This is a genomic window from Vibrio sp. Vf1514, assembly GCF_052076135.1.
Taxonomy (GTDB): domain Bacteria; phylum Pseudomonadota; class Gammaproteobacteria; order Enterobacterales; family Vibrionaceae; genus Vibrio; species Vibrio furnissii.
In genome coordinates, this window is sequence record NZ_CP197267.1 from 2617344 (window position 1) to 2632010 (window position 14667).

The window sequence follows — 14667 nt, forward strand, 5'->3', positions numbered from 1 at the left end:
CGTCCATGCCCACGCTTTGAACCCAACTTACTTGTCAAAGTAAAAAAACTCGTTAATTTCGTTATTTCAGTTCATTCTAATCAACCACGCCACTGACTCACCGCAAAGAGCCGGTGCTATCAAAGTAACGCCTTTTCTATGTTTAGGTTCAATCGGAAGCAAAAGTTTAAGCGCCTGCAAAATACCCTCATGCTCGCGTTCTTGGTTCTTAGCATCACCCCATTGACGGTGACGGCGATTTTTTTCCTTCAATCTCACAGTAAAGATCTTCAGGAACAAAGCACATCGCACCTTCTTTCGGTCCGTGATACGAAGCAACAGCAAGTCATCGACTACCTCAGCGCGAAAGAGTCTGAAGTCATGGGCTTTGTTCGCTCAGAACTGGCTTACGCCAGTGGCGGGCGTTTCTATGGTTTAGTGAACGCATTTCAACGCTTAGGCGTTGATATCGACCAAGCACGAGAGCATGCACAGCAGCGTTACGTCACCGGTTCTGGTGATGAAGTCAAAACCTCCGTGCTACCAGAATCGAGCAGTTATGTCGGCAGTGAGCGCTATCGCCTCCTGCACAAACGCTACCATTGGGCCTATCTCGAGCTACTCAAACGGTCCGACTTTGATGACATCCTGTTGGTCGATATCACCGGCAACGTGGTGTATTCCATCTACAAACGTGAGAACTACGGCACCAACTTGCTCACGGGGCGATTCAAAGACAGTAACTTGGGGCAAACCTTCCGCCAGTTGGAACAGCAAGTCAGTGAGCATCGAAAAACCAACGAAGATTACACACCAGTGGTGTTGTCGGACTTTGTCGATGAACAAGGCCGTCAATTTGCTTGGATGGGCGCGCCCATTATTCAACAAGGCTATCTGCACAGCTACGCCATGTTCCGTTTACCCAACAACGGCATCACCAAACTGATCGCAGACACCAACACCACGTCATCGATGCGCACGTTATTGGTCGGTCAGGATCATCGTTCACGCACGCTGGCTTATGATCAACCGGAAATCGATAAAAGTACGCAAGTGATTGATTGGGCACTCAATGGCAGCCGATCCGTCGGCACGTACACCAACCTTGATGACGAGAAAACCATCGCCGCGTACGCGCCGATCAATCTCAAGGATCTGCATTGGGCCTTGGTGGTCGAACTGCCTGAAAAAGAAGCTTTCGCACGCATTCGTCAACTGGAAAAACTGTTCATCTTCGCGATGCTGACTGCCATTATTTTGGTGGTGATTGCCTCACATTACCTATCGAATTTCATCACCTCCCCCCTGCTAAAACTGACATGGGCCGCTGAACGCGTGTCGGCTGGTGATTTAGATGAAACCATGATCAACACCGATCGGCGTGATGAAATTGGACGACTGGCGGTCAGTTTTGAACGCATGCAGCGCTCGATTCGCGAAAAAATGCAGCTGATTAAGGCGCAGAATAAAGAGCTCGAAAGCAACATTCAGGTCATCCGTAAACAGAATGATGAGTTGCAACTGGCCAACAAACTCAAAGATGAGTTTCTGGCCACAACATCCCATGAGCTGCGAACCCCACTGCATGGCATGATCGGGATTGCCGAAGCACTGACCTCCGGCGCCAATGGCCCAATCAACGCTGCGCATAAGTATCAACTCGACATCATCATCAGCAGCGGGCAACGTTTGGCCACACTGGTCGATGACCTACTCGATTACCACAAAATGCGTTATGGCAATCTGGATATTCATCGCACGGCTGTCAATCTCTCTAATGCCACACGTTTGGTTTTGGAGCTGTCAAATCACCTGTTGGGTAAAAAACAGATTCGCATCATCAATCAGGTCGCAGAAGAAGCGCCGGTATGGGTCTCTGCTGATGCGCAGCGTCTTGAGCAAGTGTTGTACAACTTGATTGGCAACGCGATCAAATACACCTCCGAAGGCAAGATTGTCATTTCTGCCACTCGCGTTGACCAACACATTCGCGTACAAGTGGTGGATACCGGACAAGGGATTCCGGCAGAGCAATTGGAACATATTTTCGAACCCCTGATTCAAGCCGGGCACGACACCAGTCGCTACCGCCAAGGGGCCGGACTGGGCCTCTCGATCAGCCGTCAGTTGATCGAGCTGATGCAAGGGTCGCTGTATGTCAGCAGTCAACCCATGGTCGGAACGACGTTTAGCTTCACACTGCCGATGGCCTCTGACGACGAAATCGCCCAAGCGCAGTTGACGCAACAACCGCACTTCCAAGCGCCTGAATTGACTGAACTGGATCTGCCAGACCATCACAGCATTCCGGAGAATCCAACCGGGCCGTTGCTCTTGGTGGCTGATGATGAGCCGGTGAACTTACGCGTGCTCGATAGCTTCCTGCGTCTTGAAGGCTATCGCGTGCGCACCGCTCAGGATGGAAACGAAGTCCTGCAGGCCGTCGCAGAAGAGAAACCTGAATTGTTGCTACTGGACATCATGATGCCCGGCATGAGCGGCTATCAGGTGTGTGAAGAGCTGCGTAAAACGTACGATCATGCAGCGTTGCCAGTCATCATGCTCACCGCGCTCAATCAATCCGATGACCGAGTGCGCGGCTTTGAAGCCGGCGCCAACGATTATCTATCCAAACCGTTCAATAAGCAGGAATTAGCCGCCCGTATCGTCGCGCACTTGACCGCAAGTAAAGCGGAACAACGTCGCCTTGAGAACGCGGAACTGCAAAAAGAACTCAAACATCGCGCCATGGTGGAAGCAAGCTTGCTGGAAACACAAGGCCGACTGCTGGAACAGCTGGAATCAGCGCCAGAAGCGATTGTGTGCATTCGGGAAGATAACAAAGTTCGCTTTGCCAATGACGCCGCAGCGCGCCTGTTTAAACGCAGTCAGGAACAGCTCAAACGCTCCAACGCTGACGAATTGATTGCGCAAAAATACTTGTTGGTCGAACAGGATCACTATTGTGGCAATGTCGACATCTTCATCGACGACACGCGCCAACACGTGAACGCCGATGTCTTGCGTCTGCCCAAAGGTGCCGGATTGCAAGCGATGTATATCTTTAATGTCGGCGGTAACATTAACGCGGCGCGCATCCACAACCTTGAAACGGCGGTTGAAGCCCTATCAAGTTACGCGTTTGACGGTGACAAAGATAAATTGCAACAGCTCAAAGAGCTGGGCGGAGAATTCACACGCTTAGCCGACAAAGCCTCCGGTGACGGCCAATCCAAACAAGAGTTGATGCGTGCTGTTCTGGTCGATGCCATGACCTCCGCCCTCAACTACTGGGAAAGAGTCTCCGGTCAAAGCAAGTTCACCTTTGCTGAACAAAGTGGACTGTGGCGCGTCTACCTCGATCGCAGTACGCTGCAAACTCGAACACTCGACAAATACCTGCGTATCGAAACACTGCCTAAAACGCCGCGCTGGCGCACCGTGCTTAACTCGTTAGATTACATTCTGGATCACTGCCAGGAACAAGGACCAGAACGCACTTACATTGAAGTGCAACGGGATAAGTTACAAAAGCTACTGACGTCAGAATAACCGCACTGCTGCCGACAAAGCCCGTCACTTGACGGGCTTTTTATGGCCGACACGCCGCATCCTAGTCGCATTCTGGCCGCACCAGATTGGCTCGAATAACCGGGCAAAACTTCATCATGCGTGCTTCCTTTTACCCGTAAAATAAACCCATTTGTCGCGCCGCGCTTCCCCCTCTAAAAACGTCAAGGTCCGCGCGAATACGGTGTTCAATGCCGCTTCAAACGGAGTGTATGAACAACTTTGCGAAACGAATCACAACAATTCGCCAGATTTAATTTCCAACAAAAAATTTCTATCTCAAACGAGCAGTGAGCAAGATCTCACTAATAAAAAAACAGGAACAAACCCACAAACAACAATACACAAAGCGTTAGCAAACACTAACTCACCCCGTGTTAAAGTGGATTTTATGTGATATCGATCTGCGCTTATTTTTTACTCACCATGAGACTTTTTTAGTCAATTTTGACGTTTATAACAACGCACCCTTGGGTTTTGACGTTTTTGACGGGAATTGAAATTGATAAATTTCCTGACAAGGTGTTTCCTTACCCCTGTCAAAGGCCTACAGGCCACTCATGTTATCCGGCACCTCCGACCGCATAACACTTCAATGAGGTAGGTCCTTGTGAGTGTTGTTCAATACGATAGCACTCGACTCCATTTGTGAAATAAAAGCAAATAGTAAGGAACAGCTATGCTTGCCAATATTAAGAAAACCGCACTTGCAGCCGCAGTTATTGCTGCAGCAACCAGCGTTTCAGCTCCGGCATTTGCCCGTAGCGAGCTAACCATCGTGCCTGATTTCTACCCTACCATGGTGCGTAACTTCAACCCGTACCTAGCCACAAACCTACGTACCACCACCGACTTCATCTATGAGCCGTTGGTTGTATTTAACGAAATGCATGGCAACACTCCGGTGATGCGCCTGGCTGAAAACTACAAGATGTCTGACGATCTGATGAGTGTGACGTTCGACATCCGTAAAGGTGTGAAATGGTCAGATGGCCAAAAATTCACAGCAAACGATGTGGTTTACTCGTTTAACCTGCTGAAAAACAAGCCTGAGCTTGATCAGCGCGGTATCAACAACTGGGTCACCAGCGTAGAAAAATTGGATGATTACAAAGTCCGTTTCCGTTTGACGGAAGCGAACTCTAACGTTCCTTACGAAATTGCTCAGGTGCCGATTGTGGCAGAGCACGTTTGGAAAGACGTCAAAGATCCAACCACATTTACGAACGAGAATCCGGTAGGTACAGGTCCATTTACGGTTATCGATACCTTTACACCACAGCTTTACATTCAGTGCCGTAACCCGAATTACTGGGATTCTGCCAACCTAGCCGTGGATTGTCTGCGCGTGCCACAAATCGCAAACAACGACCAACTCTTGGGTAAAATTGTTAACTCAGAACTCGACTGGACATCATCATTCGTCCCAGACATCGACCGTACCTACGCAGCAGCGAACCAGAATCACCATTACTGGTATCCAGCGGCAGGGACACAATCGTTCGTCGTGAACTTCAAAAACGCTGACCCAGCGAAAAAAGAAGCGCTGAACAATGTTGATTTCCGTCGTGCATTCTCAATGGCACTCGATCGTCAAACCATCATTGATATCGCGTTCTACGGCGGCGGTACCGTGAATGACTTCGCATCAGGTCTGGGTTACGCCTTCCAATCTTGGTCTGACGAATCAGTTCATAACAAGTACAAAGGCTTCAACACGTACGATGTAGACGGTGCGAAAGCGCTGCTAGCAAAAGCGGGCTTCAAAGACATCAACGGCGACGGCTTTGTTGAAACGCCATCAGGTAAATCATTTGAACTGCTGATTCAATCACCAAATGGTTGGACTGACTTCAACAACACCGTTCAGCTTGCGGTTGAACAATTGCAAGATGTGGGTATCAAAGCGAAAGCGCGTACACCAGAATTTGCGGTTTACAACCAAGCCATGCTGGAAGGAACGTACGATGTGGCGTACACCAACTACTTCCACGGTGCAGACCCATACACCTACTGGAACAGTGCATACAACTCAGCACTGCAGAAAGGTGATGGCATGCCTCGCTTTGCGATGCACTTCTTCACTGACAACAAACTGGACGGTCTGCTAGACAGCTTCTACAAAACAGCAGACAAGAACGAGCAGGTTGAAATCGCACATGGCATTCAGAAGATCATCGCTGAAAACCAAGTGACTGTGCCTGTGATGTCTGGTGCATGGATGTATCAGTACAACACCACGCGTTTCACAGGTTGGTGGAATGAAGAAAATCCAAAAGGCCGTCCAAGCATTTGGGCTGGTATCCCTGAGCGTCTACTGCACGTACTGGACCTAAAACCAGTTAAGTAAGCGTTCTATCTTTGCGGCGCACCCATTGTGCGCCGCTGATTAAAAATCCCCTGATTTCATTGTCCATATGGCGCTCGTCGTTAGGGGATTTCTCGCTCTCAATTTCGCTAGGAGCGGCCTGAAGCCAATTCAGGAACAAACTGGGTGAGTAAGGTGTGTGAGTTATGGGTTATTTTTTAAGACGTTTGTCGTTCTATTTTGTCGCATTGATCGTTGCTGCGACACTCAACTTTGTTATTCCGCGAGCAATGCCTGGTGACCCGGTTACCATGATGTTTGCTAACGCGACAACCCAAGTAACGCCAGAACGAATCGAAGCGATGCAAAAGCTGCTCGGTTTTGTCGATGGCCCTTGGTACGTGCAATACGCCACGTATATGAAAAGTATCTTCAGCTGGGAGCTGGGGACCTCCATCAAATTTTATCCACTAAGCGTCAATGAACTGCTCGGTAGCGCCTTTGGTTGGTCGCTGTTCCTTGCCGGCACCGCGGTGGTCATTTCCTTTTCGATTGGTTCCATCTTAGGCATTTTTGCGGCTTGGAAACGTGGTAGTCACTATGACACCTTCATCACGCCGGGCATGTTGGTGATCCAAGCGGTACCGCAAGTGGTGATCGCCATGCTGGCCATGTTCACGTTTGCCATCGGTTTAGGCTGGTTCCCAACAGGCTATGCCTACACCGCCGGAACAATTCCAGACTGGACCAGTTGGACCTTCATCAAAGATGTCGGCTACCACGCCATTCTCCCGTTGGTCTGTGCGTCAGTGGTCCAAATTGGCGGCTTTTTGGTCAACATGCGAAACAACATGATTAACCTGTTGGCCGAAGACTACATCACGATGGCCAAAGGTAAAGGCTTGAGCGAGAACCGCGTAGTCTTTAACTACGCCGCGCGAAATGCGCTGTTGCCGAGTGTCACCGCCCTCTCCATGTCGTTGGGCATGGCGATTGGGGGTCAGCTCATCATTGAAATCATCTTCAACTATCCGGGTCTCGGTACGGTGTTGTTCAACGCCATTACAGCCCGTGACTATCAAGTACTGCAGGGTCAATTGCTGATCATGACACTGTTTATGCTGTTCTTTAACCTGCTGGCGGACATGTTGTACGTCGTACTCGACCCGCGTCTGCGCAAAGGAGGTAAATAATCATGAAAGCCCTTTGGAAACTACTGCGCGGCAACCGAGTCGCCATGGTGGGTGTCACCATTTTAAGTATCTTCCTGTTTATCGCTGTCGCTGCCCCGCTGATCACAAAGCATGCTCCCGATAAGCGTACAGGGAACCCACATGAATACCCTGCATTTGTCGTGAAAGCGGCCAAAGCCAACCCTGAGGGTTGGGTCGCTGAAAATCTGGCAACCGACCGCCGCACTTTGGCGATGTCGAAAAAAGCCGATCACACCTTAGGCACGACACGGATGGGTCGCGACGTGTGGTCACAAGTAGCTTACGGTGCTCGCGTGTCACTGGCCGTGGGATTTGGCGCCGGGATTACCGTGTGTTTTCTGGCCACCGTCATTGGGGTGTCAGCCGGTTATTTCGGGGGACGCGTGGATGATTTCCTCACCGCAGCCATGAACATCATGCTGGTGATTCCACAATACCCATTACTGTTTGTGGTGGCTGCCTTTATCGGGGAAGCTGGGCCATTAACCATCTCCCTCATCATTGGCTGTACCTCGTGGGCTTGGGGGGCTCGGGTTGTACGCGCTCAAACACTCGCTCTGCGCGAAAAAGAATTTGTGAAAGCGGCGGAAGTCCTAGGCGAATCCTCCTGGCGCATCATCTTTGTGGAAATTTTGCCGAACCTCATCTCGATTGTCGGCGCAAGTTTCATCGGTTCCGTGATGTACGCCATCATGATGGAAGCCACCATCTCGTTCTTGGGTCTAGGCGATCCGAACACCATCAGTTGGGGCATCATGCTCTACAACGTGCAAACGTCTTCTTCCATGCTAATCGGCGCTTGGTGGGAACTCTTGGCACCATGTATCTCCTTGACCTTGTTGGTGACTGGTTTGGCACTGCTGAACTTCGCCGTGGATGAAATTGCGAACCCGCAATTGCGTTCTCACAAAGGCATGAAACGTTGGAAAAAACTGGCCGCACAAGACAAGCAAGAGCGTAAGCCTGAGCCTGCGCCACAAACCCCAATCTGGAGCGGAGACAAATAATCATGACAGCACCACTTATCTCGATCCGCAACTTATGTGTGGATTACATTACCGACGCAGGCGATGTACGCGCCTGCAATAACGTCAGCTTTGATATCGCTCCCGGTGAAGTGTTTGGCCTGGCCGGCGAGTCAGGTTGTGGTAAATCGACCGTCGCATTCTCGTTGATGCGCCTGCATAAGCCGCCCGCATTCATCACTGGTGGCGAAGTTATTTTCAACGGTGAAGACATTCTGAAATACAGCGATGACCAAATGCAGGCATTCCGCTGGAGCCAAATGTCGATGGTGTTCCAGAGTGCGATGAACGCCCTCAACCCGGTTCTGACCATGGAAGAGCAGTTCTGCGATGTGATCATGCGCCACACCACCATGAACCGCCAACAAGCAAAACGTCGTGCAGAAGGATTACTGGAAATTGTCGACATTCACCCTAGCCGTTTGAACGACTATCCGCACCAATTTTCCGGCGGCATGCGTCAACGTCTGGTGATTGCCATCGCTTTGGCGCTCAATCCAAAGATGATCATCATGGATGAGCCGACCACCGCACTGGATGTGGTGGTGCAGCGCGAGATCCTGCAAAAGATCTACGCCCTGAAAGAAGAATTTGGTTTTTCAATTTTGTTCATCACGCACGACTTGTCGCTGATGGTCGAATTCTCAGATCGCATCGGCATCATGTATTCCGGAGAACTGATTGAAGTCGCGCCGTCTAAAGAAATTCTGCAGAGCCCGTATCACCCCTACACCAAAGGCCTTGGCAGTTCGTTTCCACCATTAACCGGGCCAAAAACTCGCCTAACGGGCATTCCGGGGAACCCGCTCAACCTGCTGGAAATTCCACAGGGTTGTCGTTTTCAGGCACGCTGCGATCGCGTACACGAAACCTGTACCAAGATCCCAACCAGCCTGCGTCAAATCGAGCCGGGACGTTTATCCAACTGCCACCTGTATGGTGAGCCCATTGCGCAAGTGAAACTGTAAGTCCGGTAGAGACAGAATTTCTGGAGTCCAATATGAGTAAACAATTCGGCGAACTACTGGTGGAAGGCAAAAATCTGGTCAAGGATTTTCCGATCAACAGTAACGCACTCAAACAACCCATGATGCGCGCCATCAATGACGTGTCATTCAAAATGTACAAAAGCCGTGGTTTGTCCGTGGTGGGTGAATCCGGTTCGGGGAAATCCACCACCGCGAAAATGATCGCCAAAATGTATGCCCCGACCTCAGGCGAGATCGAGTACAAAGGCCGCGACATTCAAACGATCAAATCACGCTCTGATCTAATGCATTACCGCGAAGGCGTGCAAATGGTGTGGCAAGATCCGTTCGGCTCACTCAACCCAACGCACACCATTTTTCACCACATTGCGCGCCCATTGTTGATCCACAAGAAGATCAAACCCGGCAATAAAAAAGAGTTACAAGAACGCGTTTATGACCTGTTAGAACAAGTGGGCCTGATCCCACCGAAAGAAACTGCGGAAAAGTACCCGCACCAACTTTCCGGCGGTCAACGTCAGCGGGTCAACCTCGCACGGAACATTGCAGTCGGTGCAGAAGTGGTGTTGGCCGATGAGCCCACGTCCATGCTCGACGTCTCGATTCGTGCAGGGGTTTTGAACCTGATGGAAGAGATGAAGTTCGAGAAGCAAATGTCGCTGCTGTACATCACGCACGACATCGCGACTGCGCGTTACATCGCCGAAGATCTCGCGGTGATGTACGTCGGCCACATGGTTGAATGGGGCGACACCGAAGCCATCATTCACGATCCTCAACACCCTTACACACAACTGCTGGTGTCTGCGGTGCCGGACCCGAAAAAATCGATCCACGAAAAGCTCAAAGGGAACAAAGGAGACATTCCACTCTGGACCCCCGATTCAGTCGGTTGTCCGTTTGCGGGACGCTGCCTGCACGCCTCCGACAAATGTCGCGAGCAACTGCCCGGCGTCACCCAGTTGTCAGACAACCATTTTGTCCGTTGTTACTTGTACGAAAGCTAAGTTCAAGCGCCTGCGTCGCAGGCGCCAATTCACTCGGAGACGTTGAATGCAGTTACTCATCAACCACATTGGCTATGAAACTTTCGGTCCCAAGCAAGCGGTTTTGCTGACGCATGTGGCCTATTTGCAAGTTGAAGAAGCCTTATTGGTTTGCGCCCGCACTCACCGAACGGTTGAGCGCATCGCTTTTCAATGTGGTGGTCAGGTTGCTCACTGGCATCAAGGGTATTTTCATCGTATTGATTTTTCTCATATTCGCCGTGAAGGCGAGTTCTATTTATGTGTCGAAACCGCGCAATCGCAGCCATTTACCATAGGTGAAGGGGTGCTGATGCAACGTACATTTTCCGATGTACTGCACTATTTCAAATCCCAACGCTGCGGCGGCACGTTTGACCAACAGGATAAGCACGTACCGCTTCTGGGCACATCAACCACTGCCGATGTGCACGGAGGCTGGTACGACGCTTCAGGTGACGTCAGTAAATATTTAAGTCACCTTTCTTACGCCAACTATTTGAACCCACAACAAACACCCATGGTGGTCTGGAACATGTTCAAAGGGCTGGCGCTTTTAGACAATCACTCGGGTTTTGCACCGTTTTCTCGCACTCGCCTCAAGGAAGAAGCGTTGTTTGGTGCTGATTTTCTGCTTCGCATGCAAAATCCCGAGGGATTTTTTTATATGACGGTCTTTGATCAATGGAGCAAAGACACGGCGCAACGGGAGATTTGCGCCTATGCCACTCAACAAGGCGTGAAGTCAGATGCCTATCAAGCAGGCTTTCGTCAGGGCGGCGGTATGGCGATCGCTGCCTTGGCTGCGGCGGCTCGCGAACGCATCGGCGGAGAGTTTACGCCACAGCATTATCTGGCTGCGGCTGAACACGGCTATTGGCATTTGAAAGCCAACAATGCACGTTACTTAGATGATGGCGAAGAGAACATCATCGATGAGTATTGCGCGCTGATGGCCGCGTGCGAACTATACACGACCACGCAACAACCGGATTACTTGCACCAAGCGCGCGAATGGGCCACTCGCTTGATGGCGCGTCAGCATAGCGACGACCAGCAGCAGTATTTCTGGTCGGCCAACCGCGATGGCTCACGCCCCTATTATCACGCGGTCGAAGCAGGCTTACCTGCGCTGGCTTTGTGTCAATATCTGGCGATTGAAAGCGAAAGCAACGCACGCCACAACGCCATACAAATTCTTCATCGCGCATGTCAATTCGAGCTCAGCATCACGCGTGAAGAGCACAACCCGTTTGGCTACCCACGCCAGTACGTCAGCGATGTTCACGGCGGAAAACGCAGTGCCTTTTTTGTTACCCACGACAACGAAAGTGGGTACTGGTGGCAGGGCGAGAATGCGCGTTTGGCGTCACTGGCCACCATGGCCTTTGCTGCGCAAACCTACCTCACTGACGAGGCGCTGAAACACGCTCTGTTGCAAATGGCACACAACGCACTCGACTGGATTGTCGGCCTCAACCCCTACGACATGTGCATGCTCGACGGCCATGGTCGCAACAACCCAGACTACCTGCCTCAGCTGGGATTCTTTAATGCCAAGGGCGGCGTGTGCAACGGCATCACCGCCGGTTTCGATGATGAACAAGACATTGCCTTCAACCCCACACCGCACGATCAAGATCTGTTGCAAAACTGGCGTTGGGGCGAGCAATGGATTCCACATGGCGCTTGGTACCTACTGGCCATCATTCACCAATTTGATTTTTTCTCAACGCAGCGAGGTGAGGCATGAAGGTCTATTACGCTGGCATCGATGGTGGTGGCACCTCCTGCCGCGCGCGTATTCGCGATGCGTCCGGCGCTTTGATTGGCGAAGCCAAGACCGGCAGCGCCAACCTGTTGCTTGGCGTGGAACGCGCGATGGACGCCGTCATTCACGCCATCACCTTAGCTGCCGAACAAGGCGGCCTGAATAACGATAACTTTGGTCAACTGCACGTGGGCTTGGCGCTGGCTGGCGCTGAGCACCAAGCGACTTGGCATGCCTTTATGCAATTGCCACACCCGTTTGCGTCGCTCACGCTCAATACCGATGCCTATGGTGCGTGCCTCGGTGCGCACCACGGTGACAACGGCGCCATCATGATTGCTGGCACGGGCTCATGCGGTTTGTTCTTGCAAGACGGCCACCAGCACGTGGTGGGGGGACGTGAGTTCCCGATCTCCGATCAGGGCAGTGGCGCGGTGATGGGACTGCGCCTGATTCAACAAGTGCTGCTGATTGAAGATGGTATTTATCCGGCGACGCCACTTAGTCAGTGTGTCATGCAGCATTTTGAACACGATGTTGACGCCATTGTCGCTTGGTCGAAATCCGCTTTACCTCGCGACTATGGTCAATTTTCGCCGCAGATTTTCGCGTTGGCGAATCAAGGTGACACGCTAGCAATATCCCTGCTGAAACAGACAGCAGCGGATATCGAAATGTTTTTGAACGCCCTGCATCGCAAAGGGGCACAGCGAATCTGCTTGATGGGCAGCATCGCGGAACGCATTCACGCATGGTTATCCCCTCCCGTTCAGCAATGGATCGTCGCACCGCAAGCGGATGCGATGGAGGGCGCATTAATGTTTGCCGGCAAAGCCGAGCATAATTTGTATTAAGGGTTGCTCATGAACTATCGAATAGACTTCGCGGTATTGTCAGAACATCCACAGTTCTGCCGTTTTGGCTTGACGCTGCATAACCTCAGCGATCAGGACTTAAAGGCCTGGAGCCTGCATTTCACCATCGATCGCTACATTCAGCCCGATAGCATCAGTCACAGCCAGATTCATCAAGTCGGCAGTTTCTGTTCGCTCACGCCGGAGCAGGACGTGATAAAGGCCAACAGCCATTTCTACTGCGAATTCAGCATCAAAACCGCGCCGTTTCACTATTACACCGACGGCATCAAAGCCGCGTTTGTCCAAATTAATGATGTAGAGCCGCGGGTTCGTCACGACGTGATCGTCACCCCCATCGCACTCGCCTCCCCCTATCGGGAACGCAGCGAGATCCCGGCCACGGATGCCGCGACGTTGAGCCTGTTACCCAAACCCAATCATATCGAACGCTTGGATGGTGAATTTGCCCTTACCGCCGGCAGCCAGATTTCATTGCAATCCTCTTGTGCAGAAACTGCCGCCACGTGGCTCAAGCAAGAACTGACGCATCTCTATCAGTGGCAGCCACACGATATTGGCAGCGCCGACATTGTGCTACGCACCAACCCAACGCTGGATGAAGGCGCCTATCTGCTGTCAGTCGACCGCAAAGGTATTCGTTTGGAAGCCAGCAGTCACATCGGCTTTGTCCATGCCAGTGCGACATTGCTGCAATTGGTTCGCCCAGATGGCGACAACCTGCTGGTGCCACACATCGTTATCAAAGACGCACCGCGCTTTAAATACCGCGGCATGATGCTGGATTGCGCGCGTCATTTTCATCCGCTGGAGCGCGTTAAACGCCTCATCAACCAACTGGCGCATTACAAATTCAACACCTTTCATTGGCATCTGACCGATGATGAAGGTTGGCGCATTGAAATTAAGTCTCTACCTCAATTGACCGACATTGGCGCGTGGCGCGGTGTGGATGAAGTCCTGGAACCGCAATACAGCCTGCTGACCGAAAAACACGGTGGCTTTTACACCCAAGAGGAGATCCGTGAAGTGATCGCCTACGCCGCAGAACGCGGCATCACGGTGATTCCAGAAATTGACATTCCCGGTCACAGCCGAGCGGCGATCAAAGCCTTACCGGAATGGCTATTTGACGAAGATGACCAATCACAATACCGCAGCATTCAGTACTACAACGACAACGTGCTATCGCCAGCCCTGCCCGGCACCTACCGTTTTCTCGATTGCGTATTGGAGGAAGTGGCCGCGCTGTTTCCGAGCCATTTCATTCACATTGGCGCCGATGAAGTGCCAGATGGCGTGTGGGTCAACAGCCCGAAATGTCAGGCATTGATGGCAGAAGAGGGCTACACCGACGCCAAAGAGTTACAAGGGCACCTGCTGCGCTATGCGGAGAAGAAGCTCAAATCACTCGGCAAACGCATGGTCGGTTGGGAAGAAGCGCAGCATGGTGACAAAGTCAGCAAAGATACCGTGATTTATTCTTGGTTATCCGAACAAGCCGCACTGAACTGCGCCCGTCAAGGGTTTGATGTCATTTTACAACCGGGACAGTTTACGTACCTCGACATTGCGCAAGACTACGCGCCAGAAGAGCCGGGCGTCGACTGGGCTGGCGTGACGCCACTGGAGCGCGCCTATCGCTACGAGCCGCTGGTCGAGGTGCCAGAACACGACCCGCTGCGCAAACGCATTTTGGGGATTCAGTGCGCGCTGTGGTGTGAACTGGTCAACAATCAAGACCGCATGGACTACATGATCTATCCGCGTTTGACCGCACTGGCGGAAGCGGCTTGGACACAAAAATCCCAGCGTGATTGGCTGGATTACCTGGCGCGCCTCAAAGGCCATTTACCCCAACTTGATCAACAAGGCATCCGCTACCGGGCGCCTTGGAAAGCATAACGCAAC

9 protein-coding genes are annotated in these 14667 nt (G+C 51.7%); all 9 read left to right on the plus strand.

Annotated features, from left to right (window positions below):
• Positions 1-138 precede the first annotated feature (138 nt).
• Positions 139-3531: a response regulator gene (locus tag ACS18Q_RS12150; RefSeq protein ID WP_143680368.1), complete on the plus strand. Its 3393-nt coding sequence runs from the start codon at positions 139-141 to the stop codon at positions 3529-3531.
• A gap of 697 nt (positions 3532-4228) precedes the next feature.
• Positions 4229-5899: an ABC transporter substrate-binding protein gene (locus ACS18Q_RS12155; RefSeq protein ID WP_004728998.1), complete on the plus strand. Its 1671-nt coding sequence runs from the start codon at positions 4229-4231 to the stop codon at positions 5897-5899.
• A gap of 164 nt (positions 5900-6063) precedes the next feature.
• A complete protein-coding gene (locus ACS18Q_RS12160; protein ID WP_143680367.1) occupies positions 6064-7050 on the plus strand; it encodes an ABC transporter permease in 987 nt (328 codons plus the stop codon).
• Between the two features lie 2 nt (positions 7051-7052).
• The gene (locus tag ACS18Q_RS12165; protein WP_004729001.1) at positions 7053-8078 is read left to right on the plus strand and encodes an ABC transporter permease; all 1026 of its coding nucleotides are present in this window, start codon (positions 7053-7055) and stop codon (positions 8076-8078) included.
• Between the two features lie 2 nt (positions 8079-8080).
• Complete coding sequence (locus ACS18Q_RS12170) at positions 8081-9064, plus strand: ABC transporter ATP-binding protein (protein WP_004729003.1); 984 nt, start codon at positions 8081-8083, stop codon at positions 9062-9064.
• Between the two features lie 32 nt (positions 9065-9096).
• Positions 9097-10092, plus strand: a complete 996-nt coding sequence (locus ACS18Q_RS12175) for an ABC transporter ATP-binding protein (protein WP_286211224.1) — start codon at positions 9097-9099, stop codon at positions 10090-10092.
• Between the two features lie 46 nt (positions 10093-10138).
• Entirely contained in the window at positions 10139-11863 is a 1725-nt protein-coding gene (locus ACS18Q_RS12180) for a glycoside hydrolase family 9 protein (protein WP_441257120.1), read from the plus strand.
• Positions 11860-12735 carry an N-acetylglucosamine kinase gene (locus tag ACS18Q_RS12185; RefSeq protein ID WP_154180371.1) on the plus strand — a complete coding sequence of 292 codons (876 nt, stop codon included), beginning with the start codon at positions 11860-11862 and terminating at the stop codon, positions 12733-12735. Before ACS18Q_RS12180 ends, ACS18Q_RS12185 begins: the two co-directional genes overlap by 4 nt.
• A gap of 9 nt (positions 12736-12744) precedes the next feature.
• Entirely contained in the window at positions 12745-14661 is a 1917-nt protein-coding gene (locus ACS18Q_RS12190) for a beta-N-acetylhexosaminidase (protein WP_238773655.1), read from the plus strand.
• Positions 14662-14667: the final 6 nt, after the last annotated feature.